At 71.0% G+C, this 21,793-nt stretch carries 17 protein-coding genes; 14 read left to right on the forward strand and 3 right to left on the reverse strand.

Annotated elements, in window-relative coordinates; genetic code table 11:
* Positions 1-3: 3 nt before the first annotated feature.
* The 4 genes from CP976_RS35895 (at position 4) to CP976_RS35915 (ending at position 6,254) form a co-directional block, all read left to right on the forward strand.
* The gene (locus CP976_RS35895; protein ID WP_150484062.1) at positions 4-1,911 is read left to right on the forward strand and encodes a UvrD-helicase domain-containing protein; all 1,908 of its coding nucleotides are present in this window, start codon (positions 4-6) and stop codon (positions 1,909-1,911) included.
* A 715-nt stretch (positions 1,912-2,626) separates the two neighbouring features.
* Positions 2,627-3,175, forward strand: coding sequence for a hypothetical protein (locus tag CP976_RS35905; RefSeq protein ID WP_150484063.1), 549 nt, complete (start codon positions 2,627-2,629; stop codon positions 3,173-3,175).
* Positions 3,176-3,211: 36 nt separating this feature from the next.
* Entirely contained in the window at positions 3,212-5,497 is a 2,286-nt protein-coding gene (locus CP976_RS35910; RefSeq protein WP_150484064.1) for a hypothetical protein, read from the forward strand.
* Positions 5,481-6,254, forward strand: coding sequence for a hypothetical protein (locus tag CP976_RS35915; protein WP_150484065.1), 774 nt, complete (start codon positions 5,481-5,483; stop codon positions 6,252-6,254). The genes CP976_RS35910 and CP976_RS35915 overlap by 17 nt, the downstream gene beginning before the upstream one ends.
* Before the next feature lie 645 nt (positions 6,255-6,899).
* Here the strand turns inward: CP976_RS35915 and CP976_RS35920 are convergent.
* Positions 6,900-8,693 (reverse strand): thiamine pyrophosphate-requiring protein, encoded by a 1,794-nt coding sequence (locus CP976_RS35920; protein ID WP_150484066.1) that lies wholly within the window; start codon positions 8,691-8,693, stop codon positions 6,900-6,902.
* A 242-nt stretch (positions 8,694-8,935) separates the two neighbouring features.
* Here CP976_RS35920 and CP976_RS35925 point away from each other — a divergent pair, with 242 nt between their 5' ends.
* The 4 genes from CP976_RS35925 (at position 8,936) to CP976_RS35940 (ending at position 13,026) form a co-directional block, all read left to right on the forward strand.
* Positions 8,936-9,730 (forward strand): RNA polymerase sigma factor SigF, encoded by a 795-nt coding sequence (locus CP976_RS35925; protein ID WP_150484067.1) that lies wholly within the window; start codon positions 8,936-8,938, stop codon positions 9,728-9,730.
* 132 nt (positions 9,731-9,862) lie between these two features.
* Complete coding sequence (locus CP976_RS35930; RefSeq protein ID WP_150484068.1) at positions 9,863-10,555, forward strand: hypothetical protein; 693 nt, start codon at positions 9,863-9,865, stop codon at positions 10,553-10,555.
* 174 nt (positions 10,556-10,729) lie between these two features.
* A complete protein-coding gene (locus tag CP976_RS35935) occupies positions 10,730-11,977 on the forward strand; it encodes an aminotransferase class I/II-fold pyridoxal phosphate-dependent enzyme (protein WP_150485645.1) in 1,248 nt (415 codons plus the stop codon).
* Positions 11,974-13,026: an MBL fold metallo-hydrolase gene (locus CP976_RS35940; protein WP_150484069.1), complete on the forward strand. Its 1,053-nt coding sequence runs from the start codon at positions 11,974-11,976 to the stop codon at positions 13,024-13,026. Before CP976_RS35935 ends, CP976_RS35940 begins: the two co-directional genes overlap by 4 nt.
* A gap of 78 nt (positions 13,027-13,104) precedes the next feature.
* Here the strand turns inward: CP976_RS35940 and CP976_RS35945 are convergent, their stop codons facing one another.
* On the reverse strand, positions 13,105-13,719 hold the full coding sequence (locus tag CP976_RS35945; protein ID WP_373304874.1) for a DedA family protein: 615 nt from the start codon (positions 13,717-13,719) through the stop codon (positions 13,105-13,107).
* Positions 13,720-13,754: 35 nt separating this feature from the next.
* Positions 13,755-14,528 carry an MBL fold metallo-hydrolase gene (locus tag CP976_RS35950; protein WP_150484070.1) on the reverse strand — a complete coding sequence of 258 codons (774 nt, stop codon included), beginning with the start codon at positions 14,526-14,528 and terminating at the stop codon, positions 13,755-13,757.
* A gap of 84 nt (positions 14,529-14,612) precedes the next feature.
* Between CP976_RS35950 and CP976_RS35955 the strand changes: the two genes are divergently transcribed.
* The 6 genes from CP976_RS35955 to CP976_RS35980 all read left to right on the forward strand — a co-directional run bounded on the left by CP976_RS35955 (position 14,613) and on the right by CP976_RS35980 (position 21,778).
* Entirely contained in the window at positions 14,613-15,014 is a 402-nt protein-coding gene (locus CP976_RS35955; RefSeq protein ID WP_086853807.1) for a hypothetical protein, read from the forward strand.
* Positions 15,015-15,110: 96 nt separating this feature from the next.
* Positions 15,111-17,180 (forward strand): phage holin family protein, encoded by a 2,070-nt coding sequence (locus CP976_RS35960; RefSeq protein WP_150484071.1) that lies wholly within the window; start codon positions 15,111-15,113, stop codon positions 17,178-17,180.
* 80 nt (positions 17,181-17,260) lie between these two features.
* Positions 17,261-18,322, forward strand: a complete 1,062-nt coding sequence (locus CP976_RS35965) for an ATP-binding protein (RefSeq protein WP_150484072.1) — start codon at positions 17,261-17,263, stop codon at positions 18,320-18,322.
* A gap of 68 nt (positions 18,323-18,390) precedes the next feature.
* Complete coding sequence (locus CP976_RS35970; protein WP_150485647.1) at positions 18,391-20,121, forward strand: vWA domain-containing protein; 1,731 nt, start codon at positions 18,391-18,393, stop codon at positions 20,119-20,121.
* Between the two features lie 70 nt (positions 20,122-20,191).
* Complete coding sequence (locus CP976_RS35975; RefSeq protein WP_037668927.1) at positions 20,192-20,620, forward strand: OsmC family peroxiredoxin; 429 nt, start codon at positions 20,192-20,194, stop codon at positions 20,618-20,620.
* A gap of 126 nt (positions 20,621-20,746) precedes the next feature.
* On the forward strand, positions 20,747-21,778 hold the full coding sequence (locus CP976_RS35980; RefSeq protein WP_229875645.1) for a glycerophosphodiester phosphodiesterase family protein: 1,032 nt from the start codon (positions 20,747-20,749) through the stop codon (positions 21,776-21,778).
* Positions 21,779-21,793 lie beyond the last annotated feature (15 nt).

Here is a 21,793-nt window from a genome sequence, read left to right on the forward strand (position 1 = left end):
GCGATGACATCCCTCTACGCCCCCGACGCCTTCATCAAGGACAAGGTCGAAGCCCTCGCTCAACAACTCGGCCTCGACCTGCCCCACCAGGGACAGTGGAACTTCATCCAGAGCCTGGAATCCCTGGACCTCCAGGCAGCTCCCGGCTCGGGAAAGACCAGCCTGATCGGTCTGAAGCTAGCCCTCCTGGGCCAGGCATGGGCTTCGCCCACACGCGGCATCTGCGTCCTGTCCCACACCAACACAGCCAAGGACGAGATCACCCACCGGCTCACCGCCACACCGGCGGGACGCCGCCTGCTGCAGTACCCGCACTTCATCGGCACAATCCAGGCCTTCACCAACACCTTCCTCGCCCTGCCCGCCCTACGGTCCCGGGGCATTGAAGTCCAGACCGTCGACGACCAGGCCTACGCGGACGAAGCCCTCCGGCTTCTCGAACGTCACCCGCGGTTCCGGAAGCTCAGCACCGCACTCGGGCACCGCACGAACGGCCCCGCACTCGTCGCTGAGGCCCGCTACGTCTGCGACGGCGGACACCTGATCGCGACAGGACCTGACGGCACTCCTCCCTTCAAAGCATCCAGTGACAGCGGCCAACAATTCGCCGCGCTCAAGGAAGTGCTCACCGAGCGAGGCGTCTTCCGCTATCACGACATGTTCGCCCTCGCCGAGCACCACCTCTTTCATCACCCCCAGCTCGCGCTGGCCGCCGCCCACCGCTTCCCCTTCGTCCTCCTGGACGAAATGCAGGACACCAGCGACCTCCAGCAACGCCTGCTCGACAAGGTCTTCGGCCCGCCGGGCACGGTCGTCCAGCGCGTGGGTGACATCAACCAGCGCATCTTCGCCGACGCACCGGATGCCGCACAGCCCTCGTCGTTCCCCCTGCCGCACGCCGCCCAACTCCCCGTCAGCCGCAGGTTCGGCAGCAAGATCGCAGCACTCGCCAGCGACCTCACGGTCCACCGCCGCCAACGCATCGACGGCGCCGGCCACGACGGGACCGTCGCCCTCCTGCTCTTCGACGACGACACCGTCGCGGAAGTGGTACCGGCCTTCGAACGGATGGCAGCGGCCGCGGTCCCCCGCCAGCTGCTGCTGGACAACCCGCCCCGCGTCCTGGGCGCCCGCCTCACGCGGGGAAGCGCCAAGGCCTTTCCACAATCCCTCTCCTGCTACGTACCCGGCTTCACCAGCACACCGGTCCAGACAACCGGCAGTCTCATCACGACGGCACGCGCCGCCCAGGCCCAGCGGCAATCCGGCGACAACCACGCAGCGATCACACTCCTGTGGAACGCAATCCGTGACGTAGCCCGACTCGCCAGTGTCGGCGGTCTGCCCCCACTGAGGCGACTGGACCGAGACCCGGCCACCGCCGGAGGCAGGGCACGCCTGCTTCTGCACGATCTGCTGACGAGCCCTCTCAATAGCCACGTCGAATGGGCAGTCCTCACCGCCCGGCTTCTGCGGCTGCTGCCGGACCTGACTCACAGCCCCATGAAAGGTGTCTCCCGTCTCGCAGATCCCCTTGCCCACATCCCGTACATCGCCCAGCCAGCGCCCGTGCTCGATGCCTCGGCTGATGCCGACCACGGTGTAGTGGCATCGGTTGCAGGATCGATCCAGAGCGCCAAGGGCGAAACCCACGCGGCCACACTCATCCTCGAATGCCTGGAACGCAGCGGCAAGAAGCACGACGTACACGAGGTCCTCGGACTCCTGAGCCGGCAACAGGACGCCTCCAAAGCCTTGGTCACGATCCAGCGCGCGGCACAACTCGTCTTCGTGGGCGCCACCCGACCCACCCACCTGCTCGCCTTCGCCGCGCACCGCACACGAGCCGAACCGTACATCGAGGCGATCACTGCTCGCGGCTGGTCCGTCCACGACATCCACGTCCACTGAGGGACTACTTGCTGCACCGCCAGGCCAGGCAGGTGGCCACGGCACGGAGCCGCCGCCCTCGCGGGCCGGGACGGGCCGAAATACGCCCTTGTGCCCCTCGGAAAGCCCGATCAGACATTCGCTTCGGGTGCGTTTTTGGGGGTTGCAAGTCTGCCACGAACGAACGGGAGAGTGCGGGGGGTAAGAGGAAAGGACATTGCTCGCCAATATCGCTATGTCTGGTTCGTGATGCCGGAACGTCCCGCGTCCCAAGAGCGCGGGAAAAGCATCGGCCGACCGGAATCTGAGCGGTCACGCTGAACGGTATGCGTCTGACTCTCGCGCGATTACTGCTGTCTCCTGTCACCAGCAGCCGTGCCGCCTGGGCGGCAGCCAGGAGCCGTGGCCAGCTTTCCTTCGATGCAGCATGGCGCCGAGAACGCCTGGCCAGACACCCTGATGAGCTGGTCTACCGCCTCCACGGACACCTCCCGCCACAGGGTCCAGAAGCCGGACGTGACACGGGACCTGTACACGGACAACCGGGCGCAGAACCAGGCCGCGAATACGAGAAGTGAAGCCATAGCCGTGCGCGGAAAGTGGCCCCTGATACAGGAGAAACATGTGCGACAGAAGGGAATGTATGCCTTTCGGTCATGTTTTCAATGGGGTGATTTCGCAGTCGGTGTGCGAGTGAGAATTCCTGACATGAATCGACGCGAGCCAGGGGGAGTTCATGTCTGACTTCAGTGCTCTGTCCGCACTGCTCGGTGCCGGGCTGCCGGCCACCTTCACGTTTCTCTACCAGCGCCTTGAGAACCTGCTGGAACGGCGAGGCGCTCCTGAAGCCGACTTGGCGTTACCCGTGCCGCTGCGGGGAGAGTTGGCGCTGCCGCTGACCGTCGGTGAGGAGCAACTCGCGGCGCATCAGGGAGAGCTGGAGCTACTGCGCGACGCTCTTGGCGCGTACCACCGCGGTGCAGCACCCGTCGACGCGGACAATCCCGAGCTCCTACGAATGCTGGGGCGGCTGCGCGGCAGGCTCGAGGACCTCTATGGGCAGCGGCTGACATTCCAGGGGGAGGAGGACCGGCAGCCTTCCGGTCCCTTCTCGCGACAGAAGATCCGCACTGTGCGCGGCCACGTCACCGGCATGCATGCCGACGACACCATCAGCGGACACGCGGAGACAGACCAGGACATCACCACTGTCGCCGAAGGCGCCACAGTCACCGGCATGCGCGCCCGGAACATCGGCAGCCCGCCCAAGCGGCCCCAGCGCTGAACCTCACTGCCCCGACAGCCTCAAGAAGGACCGCCTGTGACCTCCAGCGCCCCAACGCCGCAAACACCGGACGCCCTCCCGACCACTGCCCCGTCCCCCGTAGCACATCCCCTCACGGAGCCCGCTTCCGACGCACCGACGGCGTCATCCAACCCGCCCGAACCCAGCTGGCGGGAAGCCCCGCCCACCCCCGACTTCCCTGATGACGCCTCAACACCACACACTCCGGAGGAAGCGGACGCTCCCGCAGAACAAGAAACCCCTGAAGACCACGGCAGTTCCCAGGACGCCGACCTCCACGATGAGATCACCGAGCCCGGCTGGGCCGGACAGGTCAGCCAACGCATCGGCACGAACCGCGGCACCGTCATCGGCACTCTCATCGAGCAAGGATTCCGCCGGCTACGGGGTATTCCACTGCCCCCTGCGGAAGTCGCCGCGCAGTTGAAGACCTACGTCCGCCACGAAGACGACGACCAGGCCATTCACAAGATCCTGGACCAAAGGCCGGTCGTCGTCCTGACGGGACAAGACGGCACCGGCCGCTTCAGCACCGCCCTGGACGTACTGCGCCGTCGCGTTGGCGACACCATCCGCCAAGTGCGCCGGGAACCAGATGCGCCGTTCGACATGGCAGGACTGCAAGAGCCCCATACCGGATGGATCCTGGACCTGCGCGCGGAACAGCCCCCGGCCGGCTTCGGCCGTGAACTGGTCGAGGACGCAGACAAGCTGCCAGAGGGATCCTGTCTCGTCGTCCTGATGAGCACCACAGCCTGGGCCACATGCGGACGAGGAGCAGCGGAAATCGCCAGGCCCCTGGAAGGACCACCACGCAAGGACATCCTGGGCAGGCAACTCAAACAGGCGCCCTTCGCCATTGACATCAACGACTGGCTCTCATCCGAGCCCATCAGCGGAGGCATCGCCTCCCTCCTGCCGGCGCAAGTGGCCGCCTGGGCGAACGCCATCATCACCACCGAGGACATCGAACGCCGCAAAGGCCGCCCCGCATCCGACGGATCGCCCGACACTGACTACTTCAAAGCCCTGGTCCGGGAAGTAGTCAAGGCTGCAGAAGACTGGCGCACCGAGCTTCTCAACTGGCACAACACCCACAGCGACAGCGCCTACCGCAACTACCTCTTGGCGGCCGCTGTACTGGAGGGAGCGAGCTCGGACAAGATCTACAAGGCATCCGGCAGCCTGGCCACGGCGCTCAACGAGAAGTCCGAGCCCCGCAGTGGCCAACAGGGGCTGGGCGTCGTCGCGCTGACACACACAGCCAACGCCGATCTGCAGCCCGACGGCACCATCCGCTTCCGGTACCACAACTACGCCGAAGCGGTCGTCGACTACTTCCTCGACGACCGACCCCACCTCCTCGAAGAGTTCACCCGCTGGACCGCTGCCCAAGTCACCACCCTGGGCGAAGCAGACCTGACCGCACCACTGGCCCAGCGTGTCAGCCACTGGACCGTGCACTACACCGCACGCCACCGCAGGACGAGCCTCCTGCGCTCCCTGGCCGAGCAATGGTCCTCCTCGCACGCCGACGCCGCATGCGACCTGCTGGTCCTCGCCGCAATCGACGACCACGCCGGCGCACTGGCCCGCAACGCCTACCGGCGATGGGCCAACGAGACGGACACGCTCAGCACCGACTTCAAAGTCGTCCTCATCCGGGCCGTCCAGCGTCTCGCCGCTATCTACCCGACCAGCATGCTGAGCAGAATCGCTGAACTGGCCACCCCTGCACAGCAGAACGCTGTCCACAGTGACAAAGTCACCGCTGCCATCAGCCAGGCCCTCAACGCCCTGTGGGACCAGGACGACCAACGATCAGCCATCCACAAGCAGCTCACCCAATGGGCTGCTGACCACCGCAAAGCCCAGCAGGCGGCAGCGCAAAGCACGTTCGCTCACCTCGCCACCCGCGGCACGCCTAACGGACCCGCTCTCCTGACAGACAAGCGAACCACGACCCCGTGGCTGGCCGACATGTGGCGCAACGCCCTGCCGACGACCACCTGGTCCCCGGTCGTAGCGCAGGCGTTCGCCTACTGGATGCAGACCGCCCTCGACACACCCGACCTCAGCCCCACCATTCAGCAGATCTTCCTGAACGCCGTACACCGCCCCACCGACCCCCACTACAGCGCGCCACGACTGCTCGCCATGCAGAACCTCCTCTTCAGCTGGGCCCCCGCACCGCCCTCGCAAGTACCCAGCGACGCCACCCACCTGCGCGACCAGCTCCTGACCCGCCTGAGGGCCGAAGACCCCGCCGCACCCCCGGACCCACATGCGCCGCAACCGTGACCGAGCCGGCTGGCCCGCCCCGCGGGCCGGCCACCTCACCGACAACGACACCACGTACGCCCTGCCCAGCAACGCCCTCGGCTACAACTTCCACGCACACCTGATCGGACGCTGGGAGGAAACACCCGCAGCCCGACAACACCACGACCCCCGCACGGCAGCCGCCCACCACGCTCTTGAAACAGCCCGCGCCGTGGCACGCCTGTATCCCCTTACTGAACACCAGGCCGCTCAAGCCCACATCAACAGCCGACTCGGCACCTCACACGACCTCGTCGATGCTCCCGTCCGCCTCCTATGGGCCCGAGTACAACTGACCGCTGACATCACAGACATCGAGACAGTCGTCTGCCTCCAACGCCGGATACACGACGAGGCACTGAACGAACAAACCAACCGCCAACGCCAGCACCAGGCGGAGGAACTGCACCGCGCCTTGTCCACAACACCCACACTGGCTCTCGCCCACTGGCTCATCCACCAGCCACAAGCCGCCGACCCGAACACCATCGAAGCCCTGAGCCGGCTGACGCGCGAAATCACCACCTACGCCCCGCACACCGCTTGGGTCCAAGTCGCCCACCTGCTCCAGACCTTCGTGCAGGACCTCGACACGCCCGCCCGCACAAACCTCGTCGACAGCCTCGCCCAGATCTTCACCCGGTACGACCAGCCAGAACTTGCCGACCGTCTGCGTTCTATCGCAACGCAGATGCAGTCCGTCAACGGACACTCGCCAAGCAGCCCGACATGCTAAGGGGTCCAGAACTAGGCGACTCCTTGGGTCAAGAACACCGCCGCGAAGTGCTCAGCGCGATCACCAAAGTCGCCACCGCCCACGGCATCACCGTCCTGGGCACGTGCCAAGACACATTGATGCGAGATGTAGCCCCGTGCGCGGGCAGATCCTCTACTTCCACCCGTCAAAGTCCGAGTACCTCAAGCGGCCCACACGCATGTTCGGATGCGGCCCCCCGAGCGTGGGTAGAGCCGCCAAATACTGCCGGTGGTCAGTTTCGGGTTGGTCATATCCCGCGATGGCGATCACTACTGACAGGCAGGGAGTGAGATCACCGCACCTTTTCGCATGGGCACGACCATCTCACGCAGCGGAAGCAGGTGGGGGCGTGATGTTGAGTCTATGCGCCCCCACCGGGGGCGATGTCCGCTGATTGGGCAAACTGAGGCAAGAGCCGCCCCAAGGTGGGACACCGCCTCATTCGAACTTGCCCCGGCCCTCGCACCGCAAGCTCGGTGCACAGATCCGTGCGGCAAGCCACGGTTCGATGTGAAGGGACAGAATCGACAGACGGCACTGAACAGTTCAGTGCGCTACTGAACTACCCACTGAACTGTTTCGTGGGCAACTGAACTACTCACTGCGGTTCAACAGCGGCGACCGCTACTTCCTCTCACGCCCCGGCAGGAACTCCTGCATCTTCGCCTTGAAGCCCTGCTTGACCACCGATCCCCGGTCCGAGTCGCCCTTCAGGATCGACGCGGCGGTCGCCTCCATCTGCTCCCAGGTGGCGTGCGGCGGGATCGGTGGGACGGCCGGATCGGTCAGGAACTCGACCACCGCGGGGCCGTCCGCCTCCAGCGCGGCACGCCAGCCCGCCTCGACGTCCTCCGGCTTCTCCACCCGGATCCCGGTCAGCCCCAGGGAACGCGCGAACGCGGCGTACTGCACGTCCGGGAGCTGCTGCGACGGCAGGAACTGCGGCGCGCCCTCCATGGCCCGCATCTCCCACGTGACCTGATTCAGGTCCTGGTTGTTCCACACGGCGACCACCAGCCGCGGATCCTCCCACTGATGGCGGTACTTCGCCGCCGTGATCAGCTCCGCCATCCCGTTCATCTGCATCGCCCCGTCGCCCACCAGCGCGATCGCGGGCCGGTCCGGGTGCGCGAACTTCGCGCCGATCACGTACGGCACCCCGCAGCCCATCGTCGCCAGCGTGCCGGAGAGCGAGCCCCGCATGCCCGGCCGCATGGTCAGGTGCCGCGCGTACCAGTTGGCCGTCGAACCCGAGTCGGAGGCGACGATCGCGTTGTCCGGAAGCAACGGGTCCAGAGCGCGGGCCACGTACTCCGGGTTGATCGGGTCGGCGTCGAGTCCGGCCCGGCGCTCCATGACGTCCCGCCACCGCGTCACGTTGGCGCACACCGTGTCGTACCACTCGCGCCCGCGGCCCTCCTCGATCAGCGGGATCAGCCGCTCCAGCGTGGCCTTCGCGTCGCCGACCAGGTTCACCTCGTACGGGTAGCGCATCCCGACCATGTGCGGATCGATGTCGATCTGCACGCCCCGCGCCTTGCCGAACTCCGGCATGAACTGGGTGTACGGGAACGACGACCCGATCGTCAGCAGCGTGTCGCAGTCCCGCATCAGCTCGTACGACGGACGCGTGCCCAGCAGGCCGATCGAGCCGGTGACGTACGGCAGTTCGTCGCTGAGGACGTCCTTGCCGAGCAGCGCCTTGGCGACACCGGCGCCGAGCAGTTCGGCGATCCGCTCCACCTCGGCCCGCGCGCCGGCCGCGCCCTGGCCGGCCAGGATCGCCACCTTGTCACCGGAGTTGAGGATCTCGGCGGCCCGCCGCACCGAGTCGTCTGAGGGAATCGCCGTCCACGAACTGCGGTCCAGGCTGGAGGGCACCATCTTGAACTCGTGCGTCGGCGGCGAGTAGTCGAGTTCCTGCACGTCACCGGGGATGATGATCGCGGTGGGGCAGCGCCGCGCGTACGCGGTGCGGATCGCCCGGTCCAGCACGTTGGGCAGCTGCTCCGGCACCGTCACCGTCTCCACGAAGTCGGAGGCGACGTCCTTGTACAGCGTGTGCAGATCCACTTCCTGCTGGTAGGAGCCGCCCATCGCGGTGCGGTGCGTCTGGCCGACGATCGCCAGCACCGGGACATGGTCCAGCTTCGCGTCGTACAGGCCGTTCAGGAGATGGATCGCGCCCGGCCCGGACGTGGCCGTGCACACCCCGAGACGGCCGCTGAACTTGGCGTACCCGACCGCCTGGAACGCCGACATCTCCTCGTGCCGCGACTGCACGAAACGGGGCTCGTTCTCGGCCCGCCCCCATGCGGCGAGCAGGCCGTTGATGCCGTCGCCCGGATAGCCGAAGACCTGCTCGACCCCCCATTCGCGCAACCGCTCGAGGACGTGGTCGGAGACCTTGGTGCTCATGTACGACCTCCCGGACGTATGGGGACAGAGCCATCGGTACGAGTCACCCTGCGCGACGGCGGAAAACCTCTCCGGGTTTGCGGGCGGGGGCCGGGGGCAGGCGCACCCCAGTGCTTCGGACAGGAGGCACGTCCGTGGGAGCGGCCGATCGCGCCGCCACCGGCGCTCCTGGTCCGCTCAGGTGATGCGCTCCCACGGTGACCGTCCAACCCAGAGCACCTTCAAGGGAATTGCGACGCATCATGCCGATCCACACCAGCGCGAAGCCGCACCCCCACGACGACGCCCCCGACACCGCCGACGCCTTCCGCAGGCTCGCCACACTCCCCGCCGGACCCGAGCGCGACGCGCTCCGCGACGAGATCGTCGAGGCCTGGCTGCCCATGGCCGACCGCCTCGCCGGACGCTTCCGCAGCCGCGGCGAGAGCTTCGAGGACCTGCGCCAGGTCGCGGCCCTCGGCCTGGTCAAGGCCGTCGACCGGTACGACCCCGAGCTCGGCAACGCCTTCGAGAGCTACGCCGTGCCCACCATCACCGGCGAGATCAAGCGCCACTTCCGGGACCACATGTGGACCCTGCACGTACCCCGCCGGGTCCAGGACCTGCGCAACCGTGTCCGGTTCGCCTCCCAGGACCTGTCCCAGACCATCTCCGGCCGGCGGCCCACCGTGGCGGAGATCGCCGAGCACGCGAAGCTGAGCGAGGAGGACGTCAAGACCGGCCTGGAGGCCCTGGAGAGCTTCACCGCCCTGTCCCTGGACGCGGAGCTGCCCGGCAGCGAGGACGGGTACTCCCTGAGCGACGCCCTCGGGTCGCCGGATCCGGCGCTGGACACGGTCGTGGACCGTGAGGCGGTGAAGTCGCGGCTGGCGGCGCTGCCGGAGCGGGAGCGGGCGATCCTGTACATGCGGTTCTTCGGGGACATGACGCAGAGCCGGATCGCCGAGGAGCTGGGGATCTCGCAGATGCATGTGTCCCGGCTGATCAGCCGGTGCTGCGGTCGGGTCCGGGAACAGGTCATGCGGGATGTGGCGTAACGCCGAGTTGCTCCCATTCACCTGATGGGGTGGCACTGTCCCGCGAATGGGGCACGGCCGCGCGCGGCGTCGTAGCGGACTGGCTGTGATGGCAGGAGGGCTTTTCTGCCGTCGCCCGAAGGAGCTCGCTCCATGCGCCGCACCCGCCACGCACTCTCCCTCGCCGTCCTGGCCGGCTCCGCCCTGGTGGCCTTCGCGCCGGTCGTGGCCGCCGAACCCGCCGCCGAGGTCAGCCCGGCCACCGTGGAGCCCGGGGGGACGCTCACCATCTCGGTGAGCTGTGATCCGACCGGGGGGCCACCGCCCGACAGCATCGACGCGACCTCGCAGGCCTTCGACGAGGGCACGGTCCCGCTGCGCAAGGTGACCGGCAACGACGACGAGGTGTCCGGCCCGGCCTACCGGGGGACGGCCCGTATCGCTCCCGCGGAGAACTTCGAGGGCGATCCGGACGCCCTCGGCGAGGACTCGGCGTGGACCGTCGACGGCACCTGCCCGGCCGCTCCCGGCGGGGAGGGCAAGGAGTGGAGCGCGACGTTCACGGTGGCCCACGGCGGTGGCCACCACCAGCCCACTCACAAGCCGACGCACAAGCCCCCTCACCGGCCCACCCACGAGCCCTGCCCCGAGGAACCGCTCGACGAACCGCGCCACCACCACACCGAGTGCGGCGAAGCGGTCGTACCGCGCGGGGTACGCGCCGGCGACGGCGGTGCCTTCACCGACTCCGTGCCCGCCCTGGTCGCGGGCGGGGTGCTGATCGCGGGCGCGTTCGGCGCCGCCGTGCACCGCCTGCGCAACCGGGAGAGCGACCCGTACCGCTGACGCCCGGCGCGCACCACCGCTTCGGAAGCCCCCATGTTCCCCGGCCCGGCCCGCTCATGCTGTGACCGTCACAACCGGCCGGGCGCCCATGGGGCGGCGGCACCGTGGGTACTCAGTGGCCGAGGGTACGGGCGAGGCCGGCAGGACATGGCACCAGGCACTGCGGAGGTACGGATGCGGCGGACGGCCCCGGAAGGTCACGGCCCCGTCCGGTTCGGGCCGCCGCTCCCCGACGACGGACTGCCCGTGCTGCCGGAGCTGTCCGCCGTGCTCGCATCCGCGGCGTCCCGGGGCGACCACGAGCCGGTCGGCGGGGGACCGGCCCTGCGAGAGGCCGCCTGCGGCTACTGGGACCGGCGCGGACTGCACTGCGACCCCGGCCGGGTGGCCGCCGGGCCCGGCGCGCCCGCGCTGCTGCTGGCCCTGACCGCCGCCCTCGGCGGTGACGTCCTGGTGCCGAGACCCTGCGCCGCCTGGTGGGCGCCATACGCCCGCCTGCTGGGACGCCCCGCCTTCCACGTGCCGACCCCGCCGGAGAGCGGCGGGGTGCCCGACCCGTACGCCCTGCTGGAGACCGTGCGCCGGGTCCGCGCCGAAGGCGGTGATCCCCGCCTGCTCGTGCTGTCCGTCGCCGACGACCCCACGGCCACCGTCGCCCCTCCCGAGCTGCTGCACGAGACCGTCGAGGCCGCCCAGGGGGAGGGCCTGCACCTGGTCAGCGACGAGACCTGGCGCGACACCCTGCACGACCCGCACGACACCGTGCTGCTCAGCCCCGCCGAGATGCTGCCCGACCGGGTCACCGTCGTGACCGACCTGGCCGGTGCCCTGCTCCCGCCCGGCTGGCCGGCCGCGGCGGTCCGCTTCCCGGCCGGCGAGGACGCCGACGGCCTCCACGCGCGCGTGCTCGACGTGCTCACCGCGCTCGACGCCCGGGTCGCCGCTCCCATCGCCGCGGCGGCCGCTTACGCCCTGGAGGAACCGGAAGCGGTCACGGCGCGCGTCGCCACCGCCGTGCGCCTGCACGCGCGCCTGGCCGCCGAGGCGCACGCCGCCGTCGTCGCGGCCGGCGCCCTCGCCCGGCCCCCGCAGGCCGGCCGCCATCTGTACGTCGACCTCTCGCCGCTGCGCCCCGCGCTGACCGCGCACGACGTCGGCGACGCCCAGGAACTGGAGGACTTCCTCACCGCCCGGCTCGGCATGCCCGCGCCGGGCGGCCACCGCTTCGGTGACGAGCTCGAAGCCCCGCGCGTGCGGCTTTCGACCGGCGCACTGCTGGCCGGCTCCGACACGGAACGCGCGGAATGCCTCACCTCACCCACGCCGTTGGAACTGCCGCACGTGCAAGGCTCGTTGATCCAACTGAAGTCGGCCTTCGACGATCTCCGCGACGAAGCTCAGCGATGGGAGCCTCCTCGATGACGCAGCAGTCCGAGTCGACCGCGAGCACGACCACTCGGGAAGCCGGCGACGCGGCCCTCCCGTCCCCCCTGGCGCCCCCGTACCCGCCGCCGGCCGAGCCGAGACCGCTGGCCGAACGCCGGGTGTGGCCGCGCACCTTCCACGACCGGCTGACCGCCCCGCTCCCCGGCCTGAGGGCCATGGCCCGCTTCGCCCGCGAGGGCGCCGTGCGACCGGGCCCGGAAGGCCTCGCCGACATCCCCCGGCTCCCTTACGCACCCGGCCCGCTGCCCCGCGTCGACGCCCGCACGGTCGCCGTCACCTGGGCGGGCCACGCCAGTTGGGTCCTGCGGATCGGCGGACTGACCGTCCTCACCGACCCGGTCTGGTCCCGCCGGATCCTCGGCACCCCAGCCCGCATCACCCCCGTGGGCGTCCCCTGGGAGGCGCTGCCGCGCGTCGACGCCGTCGTCATCAGCCACAACCACTACGACCACCTGGACGCCCCCACGCTGCGCAGGCTCCCGCGCGACACGCCCGTGTTCGTCCCGGCCGGTCTCGCCCGCTGGTTCCACCGCCGCCGCTTCACCCGGGTCACGGAGCTCGACTGGTGGGAGGCGGCCGAACTCGACGGCGTCCGCTTCGACTTCGTCCCGTCCCACCACTGGTCCAAGCGCACCCTCACCGACACCTGCCGCAGCCTGTGGGGCGGCTGGGTCCTCACCGACCAGGACGGGCAGCGCGTCTACTTCGCGGGCGACACCGGCTACGGCCACTGGTTCTCCCGCATCGGCCGCCGCTACCCGGGCATCGACCTCGCCCTCCTCCCCATCGGCGCCTACGACCCCCGCTGGTGGCTCAGCGACGTCCACTGCGACCCGGAGGAGGCGGTCCGCGCGGCCCAGGACCTGGGAGCGACCAGGATGGCCCCCATGCACTGGGCGACCTTCGTCCTGTCGGCGGAGCCGGTCCTGGAACCCCTCACGCGGGTCCGCGCCGCCTGGGAGAAGACAGGCCTCCCTCGAGAAAACCTCTGGGACATGCCGGTCGGCGCTTCAAAGGTGCTGTAGGTATACAAGGGGCGCGGGGAACTGCGCGATCAACCCCCACAACCCGCACCCCGGGAACAACCGCAATCCAGTACGGCGCTACCGAACCCGCCGCACCACACTCGGCACCGCGCTGATCAGCAAGGTCAGCGCGATCGCCGCGACCACGCCCTCCCACGGCTCATCGAACAGCGACCCGCCCAGGATCCCGATCAACTGGTACGTCACCGCCCAGGCCAGACAGGCCGGCAGGTTCCCGCGCCAGAAGCGCCGCATCGGCCACTTCGCCATCAGACAGGCCAGCATCACCGGGATACGGCCCGCCGGCACCAGCCGGGACAGCACCAGCACCGCCACACCGTGCTCGGCGAGTTTCGTCTGCGCCTGCTCCAGCCGGTCCTCGGGGGCCCGCGCCCGGATCGCCGCCAGCCAGCGCGAGCCGTTCTTCGACTTCATCCCGCGCCGCCCCAGCCAGTACAGCGCCGCGTCCCCGAGGAACGCCGCCAGCGACGCCGTCACGAACACCATCGCCAGCGAGAACGGCGCGGTCTGGTGGACGGCGACCACCGCCGCCGAACTCACCAGCGCGCCCGTCGGGATCACCGGCACCAGCGCCCCGATCAGCACCAGCAGGAAGAGCGACGGATAGCCGACCGCCTGCTGCGTGGACTCCGGCACGATGGACACCGGGGTGACGGCCGACGCCGCGAGCAGGGGTATCGCGGTCTGCGCCACGGGCGCGGTCGGGATCACCGCGCGACCTCGAGGCGCACGCTCTCCCCGTGCCCGAGCCGGTGCACCGCCACGCCGGGCGCGTGCCGCGCCGCGAGCCGCACGAACTCGTCACCCGGCGCGTGGAATTCGTGGGGGCGCACGGCGTCCATCCCGATCGGCCAGTACGTGCCGTAGTGCACCGGCACCGCACTGCGCGGCGCCAGCCGCGCCAGCGCCTGGGCCGCCCGGCCCGCGTCCAGGTGTCCCTCGCCCAGGTACGGCCCCCAGCCGCCCACCGGCAGCAGCGCCACCTCGACCGGCCCGACCTCCTCGGCCATGTCGTCGAACAGCCCGGTGTCCCCGGCGAAGTACGTCCGGGCCTCACCGGCGACGACGTAGCCGAGCGCGGGGGAGCGGTGCGGTCCGAGCGGCAGCCGGCGTCCGTCGTGCCGCGCGGGCACGGCCCGTACGACGATGTCGCCGACCGGGGTCTCGTCCCCGGGCGCCACCTCGCTGACCCGCAGGTGCGCGAGCCGGCGCAGTCCCGGCACCGCCCGGTGTGCGCCCCGGGGCACGAGCAGGCGCGTGCCCGGAGCGAGCCGCATCAGCGACGGCACATGCAGGTGGTCGGCGTGCAGGTGCGAGACCAGCGCGACATCCGCCTGGTGGGCGCCGGGGGGCGGCAGGTCCCCGCGCCGGCGGCGCAGGTGCGCGAGCCGGCGCGCGAACAGCGGATCGGTGAGCACGCGTACGTTCGAGTCCTCGACCGTGCAAGTGGCGTGACCCCACCAGGTGATCTCCACCGGCACTTCTTTGCCTCCTTCGCGCGACTCCCCGAAGCCTACGTGCAGGAGTAGGGTCGGCGACGAAAACCGGAGGTGAGGGGGGACGCCATGGTGCCGGTCCGGGTCACGGCGATCGCGAGTCTGACGCCGCTGGAGGAGCTCGACGACGATCCGTTCCTGGTCGACTCCCGCAGCCAGCACGCGATGTGCGCCCGCTGGGCCGCCGAGCGGGGCTATGTGATCAGCCGCGAGTTACTGGTCCGGGGGCTGCGTCCCGACCACGGCGCGCTGTGGGACGGCGTCCGGCCCGGCCTCGACCTGTTCGTGGCACCCAGCCGCAGAGTGCTGGAGAGCGCGCTCTCCTCCGTCGAGGAGTTCACCGCGGAGTGCGTGCGGCGCGGGGTGCGGGTCGAGACGGTGGGGCACGCGGAGCCGGCGTACGACGCGGCGATGAAGGCGTGCGTGCACCGCAGGCTGTCGATGCCGACCGCCGGCTACGACGGGCGCTGACGCGACGGTCCGGGGGCACGGGGCGTCCCCGGTGCGTTGTGGCACTGTGGGTGAGGGTCCGTGGTCGCGACGGGCCGGGACGTGAGGTGGCTGGGCGTGCGGGGCGTGCGATGGCGGCGGGTCGCCAGTCAGGTGGGGCGGAGCGTCGCCGTGTGGGCGGTCTCCACCCTCACCATGCTCGTGCTCGCCGGGATCCTGCCCGACTTCCGGCTCCGCTCGGCCGACGGCGACAGCGCGACCGACATCGCCGTCAAGGCGGCCTTCGGCGCCGGCGCCTTCGGTCTGCTGTCGGCCCTGGTCTGGCCCCTGCTCGTCCGGCTCCTGCTCCTCGTACCGGCGCTCGTGCTCGGGCTGCTGGTGTTCTTCCTCAACGGCGCGCTGCTGCTGCTCGCCCTGCGCCTCGACCCCGGGGAGCGCGGCACCGCCGCCCCGGAGACCGCCGTCGTGGTCGCCGCCGTGATGTCCGCCGTGGCGTCCGCCACCGGCGCCGCCCTGGCCGTGCGCGACGACGACGCCTACCGCCGCAGGCTGTACCGCCTCTCGGACCGCCGCCGCAGATCCGGACCGCCCTGCCCGTCCACCCCCGGCACGGTCTTCCTGCAACTCGACGGAGTCGGCCACGACGTCCTGCTGGACGCGGTCGCCAAGGGCCTGATGCCCACCGTCGCCGGCTGGCTCGGCATCGGCGCCGGCGCCCGCCCCACCCACCGGCTCACCCCGTGGCGCACCGACTGGTCCAGCCAGACCGGCGCCAGCCAGCTCGGCATCCTGCACGGCAGCAACCACGACGTCCCCGCGTTCCGCTGGTACGAGAAGGACACCCGCGAGGTCGTCGTCTGCAACCGCCCGACCAGCGCCGCCGAGCTCCAGCGCCGCGCCGCCGGATACGCGGGGCACGACGGCCTGCTCGCCGTCGACGGCGCCAGCCGCGGCAACCTGTTCAGCGGCGGCGCCGGACAACAGGCCCTCGTGCTGTCCATCGCCGGCCGCCGCAGCCGGGAGAACCGCTCCCGGGCGGGCTACTTCGCCTACTTCTCCGACCCGGCCAACGCCGTGCGCACGGCCCTGTCCTTCGTCGCCGAGGTGGGCCGGGAGATCGGCCAGTCCACCCGGGCCCGCCTCGGCAAACAACGCCCGCGCGTCTCCCGCGGCGGCCTCTACCCGCTCGTGAGGGCCTTCGCGACCGTCGTCGAGCGGGACGTCGTCGTGGCCGCCGTGACGGGCGACATGCTCGCCGGCCGCACCGCCGTCTACGCCGACCTCGTGGCCTACGACGAGGTCGCCCACCACTCCGGCCCGGCGAGCCGCGACGCGCGGAAGGTCCTCGAACGCCTCGACCGCTCCCTCGCCCTGATCGAGAACGTCGCCGAGCACGCCCCGCGCCCGTACCGGATCGTCGTGCTGTCCGACCACGGCCAGAGCCCCGGTGAGACCTTCCGCTCCCGCTACGGCCTCACCCTCGGCGACCTGGTGCGGGCCGGCTGCGGACTGCCCGTGCCGCGCCGGGCGGAGCGCACCCGCAGCGGGGCGGAGGCCCGCGCCGCCGTGCGCGCCGCCCTGCGCATCCCGGTCGAGGAGAGCGGCGAGCGGCACCGACCCACGCGCCGCTCGGAGCCCATCGTGCTGGCCTCCGGCAACCTCGGCCTGGTCTCCTTCCCGGACGTCACGCACCGCATGAGCAAGGAGGAGATCGACGCCCGCCACCCCGCGCTGCTGCCGACCCTCGCCAACCACCCCGGCATCGGCTTCCTGCTGGTCCGCAGCGACGAGCACGGCGGGGTCGTCCTCGGCGCGTACGGCGCCGAGATACCGCTGGCCGACCTCGACGACAACCCGGGCCCGCTCGCCGCGTTCGGGCCGGGCGCCGCCGACGCGGTACGCCGTACACACTCCTTCCCGCACACCGCCGACATCATGGTCAACTCCTTCCACGACCCGGCCGACGGCGAAGTCCTCGCCTTCGAGGAGCAGATCGGCTCCCACGGCGGCCTCGGCGGCGAACAGGGCAAGCCCTTCCTGCTGTCGCCGCTCGGCTTCTCCCCGCCGGTCGACGAGGGGGAGGAACTCGTCGGCGCCGAACACGTCCACCGCGTACTGCGCCGCTGGATGCGCGAGTCGGACGGCCCCCAGGTGCCGCTGGAGAGCAGCGAGGAACGCGCCGCCTGAAATTGGGCTGCGTCCGGGGAGCCGTACGCACACACTGGTGCGGTTCGTCTTCCCGCACCCCTTTTCGAGGAGAACCTGCGTTGCAGGCCGCCGTCACCGTCACTCCCGCCCGCATCCCGGAGCTGCTGCTCGGTCTCGCCACCGTCCGGCCGGTCTTCATCTGGGGCGCACCGGGCATCGGGAAGTCCTCCCTGGTACGGGCGTTCGCCGAGTCGCTCGGGCTGGAGTGCGTGAGCCTGCTCGGCACCCAGCTGGCGCCCGAGGACCTCATCGGCGTACCGCAGATCCGCGACGGCCGCTCGGTGTTCTGCCCGCCGGAGGCGATCGCCCGGGACGAGCCGTACTGCCTCTTCCTCGACGAGCTCAACGCGGCCACGCCGGACGTGCAGAAGGCGTTCTACTCGCTGATCCTCGACCGCCGTATCGGCACCTACGAGCTGCCCAAGGGCTCGATCGTCATCGGCGCCGGAAACCGTGCCACCGACAACGCGCTCGCCCGGCCCATCGCCTCCGCGCTCGTCAACCGCCTCACCCACGTGCACCTGGAGGCCTCCGCCAAGGACTGGCTGACCTGGGCCGGCGGCAACGGCATCCACCCCTGGATCGTGGACCACCTCACCGACCGGCCCGACCACCTGTGGTCCAAGCCGCCGAAGACGGAGGAGCCGTTCTCCACGCCCCGTTCCTGGCACATGCTCTCCGACGCCCTGCACTCCTTCGGCCGCGACCTCGACGAGGAGACGCTGCGGGTCCTCGCGCACGGCACGCTGACGCCCGCGCACGCGCAGGCCTTCTGCGGCTACGTCAAGATCGTGCGCAGCCGGTTCGGCATCGAGGCGATCCTCAAGGGCGACGCCCGCTGGCCGAACCGCCCGGAGGACCGCGACCTGCTCTTCTATCTCGCCGACTCCTTCCGCGGCCGCCTGATCAAGGAACTGCCCGCGAGCAAGGACCACATGTCCGCGAACGGCCGCCAGACCGCCTACCGCGCCAAGTCGCTGCTGGTGCAGCTCGCCGAGATATCCGTCGAGGTCGCCCAGACCGTCATCGCCTCCGACAACGACGGCAACCCCGTGCTGCCCTCCTGGTTCCTCGTCGAGGCGGCGCGCGACATGCCCCGGCTGGTGGAGGCCCGCCGGTGAGCCGCGGCCGCGGCAAGGACCAGCGCAAGAAGAAGCGGGACCTCGCGGGCGAGGCCTTCGCCGAGGGAATGCGGCTGATGCGGACCAACCCCGCCCTCGCCGCCGTGGAGTTCGACGTCTGCCGCCAGGAGGAGTGCCGCCTCGCGTCCCGCCACGGACTCGTGGTCGTCGACTCCGACGGCGACCTGCACGCCCACCCGGACCGGCTCGCCGAGCCCGCCGCCTGGGCCTGGGCGCTCGCCCACGCCGTCCTCCACCTCGGTTTCGGGCACGTCCCGGCGGTGAAGGGCGACCGCGTCCAGCCCGACCGCCACGACCTCGCCGCCCGCTGCGTCGTCGTCAACCGCTTCCTGCTCGGCTTCACCGTCGGCGAGACCCCGGAGCACCTGCCCGCCTCCTACCCGGACGGCGACGAGGAGCAGCTCGCCGCCCGCTGGCGGCGCGACGGACTGCCCCCCGTGTACGAGCGCTGCGGTACGGCCGGCGACGCGCCCGACCAGGTGCTGGTGCCCTGGGTGGGCTGGTCCCGGCCGCCCGACTGGCAGCTGGCCTTCGCCGGCGCCCTGACCCGGACCGTGTCCGCCGCGATGGACATGGCGGGCGGCCGCCGCGACAGCCTGGACGGCGAGGCGCCCCTGCTACGGCCCTGGCAGCGGGCGCTGAGCTGGTTCATCTCCTCCTACCCGCTGCTCGGCGGCATCGCGTCCGGCATCAAGCTGGTCGCCGACGCCGAACTCGCCCGCGCCCACGGCATCGCGATCGCCGCCGTCAACGCCGAGGCCGGCGAGATCTACGTCAACCCGCTGCGGCAGTTCGACGACGAGGAGTGGCGGTTCGTCCTGGCCCACGAGATGCTGCACGCCGCCCTGCGCCACGGCGACCGCTGCGGCACCCGCGACCCCTACCTGTTCAACATCGCCTGCGACTACGTGATCAACGGCTGGCTGACCGACATGCAGGTCGGCACCATGCCCGAGGGGCTGCTGCACGACCCGGAGCTCTCCGGCCTGTCCGCCGAGGAGGTCTACGACCGCATCGCCGGCGACCTGCGCCGCATGCGCCGCCTGGCCACCCCGCGCGGCAAGGGCGTCGGTGACGTCCTCGGCGCGCCGCTCGGCCCGCCCCGCGACTACGTCGACCTGGACGGCTTCTACCGCCGCGGCCTCGCCCAGGGCCTCGACCTGCACCAGCGGCAGGAGCGCGGCTTCCTGCCGGGCGGCCTGGTCGAGGAGATCCGCACGCTCAGCCACCCGCCGCTGCCGTGGGACGCGCGGCTCGCCCGCTGGTTCGACGAGTTCGTGCCCCGCCCCGAGCCCGTACGGTCCTTCGCCCGCCCCTCACGCCGCCAGGCGGCCACGCCCGGCATTCCGCGCGCCGGGCGGTACTTCCCGCCCGAGGAGGTCGCCCGCTGCACCTTCGGCGTGGTCCTGGACACCTCCGGCTCCATGGACCGCGTCCTGCTCGGCAAGGCACTGGGCGCCATCGCCTCCTACGCCGAGGCCCGGGACGTACCGGCCGCCCGGGTCGTGTTCTGCGACGCGGCCCCGCACGACGCCGGCTACCTGCCGGTCACCGAGATCGCCGGCCGGGTGCGCGTGCACGGCCGCGGCGGCACCGTCCTGCAACCCGGCATCGACCTGCTGCACCGCGCGGACGACTTCCCGCCCGGGGCACCGATCCTGGTCATCACCGACGGCTGGTGCGACGTCCTGCGCGTGCGGCGCGAGCACGCGTACCTGATCCCCCAGGGGGCGCGGCTGCCGTTCAGTGCCAGAGGGCCGGTCTTCCGCGTGAGTTGAACCGGAGTGTGATCGGATAGTGGCCAGGAACCCGGTCACGGTTTCCGGATACTCATCGAAAGGATGCGACATGGCAGCCACGCGCTCCGCACACACCGTTTGGGAAGGCAACCTCTTCAAGGGCAACGGCGTTGTCACCTTCGACTCCTCCGGCATCCTCGCCGAGCAGCCGGTCTCCTGGGCGGCCCGTACCGAGGAGCCGGGCGGGAAGACCAGCCCGGAGGAGCTGATCGCCGCCGCCCACTCCAGCTGTTTCTCGATGGCCTTCTCCAACATCCTCGACAAGGCCGGCACCCCGCCGACCAAGCTGGTGACCTCCGCCGACGTCACCTTCCAGCCCGGCGAGGGCATCACCGGCATCCACCTCACCGTCGAGGGCACCGTCCCCGGCATGGACGAGGCGGCCTTCCTCGCCGCCGCCGAGGAGGCCAAGGTCGGCTGCCCGGTCAGCCAGGCCCTCAAGGCCACGCCCATCACCCTGACCGCCAAGCTCGCCTGAAACAGCCCCACCCGCGTCGCGCGGGCCCGCCCACCAGGGGCGCGGCCCGCGCGACGTCGTCGATTCGCCCACCGCGCCGGGGGTATGAACCAGACGCTCTGACGCCGTCGGTCCGGAAGGAACGCGATGCCGCCGGGAACGTCCACCAGCGCGACGGTGCTCGACTCCGCCACCCGCGACCGGACCCGCGTCCTCCTGCTGTTCAGCCTCTCCGGCCGGCTGTGCCCCCGCGACACCGCCCGAGGGGATGTCCGCACAGTCCCGCCTGCCCGGCGACGCCCGGCAGGCACTCCGCCGGGCCCGCCCTCCGGGCGGACGACGGGACTGTACGGACACCCCCTCGGCGCCCTCGTCGACCGCCACGACTACGGCCGCTTCGCCCCCGCCGCCACGCTCGCCCTCCGGGAGCCGACGACCATGACGCCACGCCCCGCCGTCTCCGCCCACCGGGGCGGCTCCGAGCGCGCCGGACCCGCCACCTGGCAGGCGTACGAGGACGCGCTGGCGTCCGGCGCGGAGTACGTCGAGTTCGACATCCGCCGCACGGGGGACGGCGTCCTCGTCGTCTACCACGACGCCCGGGCCGGGCACACCGGGCCGCCGCTGGCCGCGCTCACACACGCCGAGCTGAGCGAGCGGGCCGGATACGACGTCCCGGTGGTGGACGAGGTCATGGCGCTGATCGCCGGGAAGCTCGTGGCGCACCTGGACCTGAAGGAGGTGGGCTACGAGCGGGAGGTGATCGACCGGGCGGTGGCCCTGCTCGGCGCGGACGGGCTCGTCGTGACGACGCTGGAGGACTGTTCCGTGGCCGCGGTCACGCAGGCCTTCCCCAGGGTGCGTACCGCGCTGTCCCTGGGGCGCGACCGCAGGGAGCTGGCCCTGGCCCGGCTGCCCGGGACCCGGCTGAGCGAGCTGTTCCCGGCCCGGCGCATCCGGGCCTGCGGGGCCCACGGCGTCGCCGTGCACCAGCGGCTGGCCAGGACCACCGTGCTGCGGGAGGCGACCCGGCACGGCCTGTTCACCATGGTGTGGACCGTCAACGACGACACCCTGATGCGGGCCTTCCTCACCCACCCGCGCGTGGACGTCCTCGTCACCGACCGGCCCCGGCGGGCCGTGGCGCTCCGCGGGCCCCTCACCCCCTCGCGCCATTGACAACAGCGCACTCAA

Source organism: Streptomyces coeruleorubidus, assembly GCF_008705135.1.
GTDB classification, from domain to species: domain Bacteria; phylum Actinomycetota; class Actinomycetes; order Streptomycetales; family Streptomycetaceae; genus Streptomyces; species Streptomyces coeruleofuscus.

Coding starts and splice junctions, on each gene's coding strand:
- CP976_RS35895 (WP_150484062.1), top strand. CDS start 4: ATGACATCCCTCTACGCCCCCGACGCCTTCATCAAGGACAAGGTCGAA.
- CP976_RS35905 (WP_150484063.1), top strand. CDS start 2,627: ATGTCTGACTTCAGTGCTCTGTCCGCACTGCTCGGTGCCGGGCTGCCG.
- CP976_RS35915 (WP_150484065.1), top strand. CDS start 5,481: ATGCGCCGCAACCGTGACCGAGCCGGCTGGCCCGCCCCGCGGGCCGGC.
- CP976_RS35920 (WP_150484066.1), bottom strand. CDS start 8,693: ATGAGCACCAAGGTCTCCGACCACGTCCTCGAGCGGTTGCGCGAATGG.
- CP976_RS35925 (WP_150484067.1), top strand. CDS start 8,936: ATGCCGATCCACACCAGCGCGAAGCCGCACCCCCACGACGACGCCCCC.
- CP976_RS35930 (WP_150484068.1), top strand. CDS start 9,863: ATGCGCCGCACCCGCCACGCACTCTCCCTCGCCGTCCTGGCCGGCTCC.
- CP976_RS35935 (WP_150485645.1), top strand. CDS start 10,730: ATGCGGCGGACGGCCCCGGAAGGTCACGGCCCCGTCCGGTTCGGGCCG.
- CP976_RS35940 (WP_150484069.1), top strand. CDS start 11,974: ATGACGCAGCAGTCCGAGTCGACCGCGAGCACGACCACTCGGGAAGCC.
- CP976_RS35955 (WP_086853807.1), top strand. CDS start 14,613: ATGGTGCCGGTCCGGGTCACGGCGATCGCGAGTCTGACGCCGCTGGAG.
- CP976_RS35970 (WP_150485647.1), top strand. CDS start 18,391: ATGCGGCTGATGCGGACCAACCCCGCCCTCGCCGCCGTGGAGTTCGAC.
- CP976_RS35975 (WP_037668927.1), top strand. CDS start 20,192: ATGGCAGCCACGCGCTCCGCACACACCGTTTGGGAAGGCAACCTCTTC.
- CP976_RS35980 (WP_229875645.1), top strand. CDS start 20,747: ATGCCGCCGGGAACGTCCACCAGCGCGACGGTGCTCGACTCCGCCACC.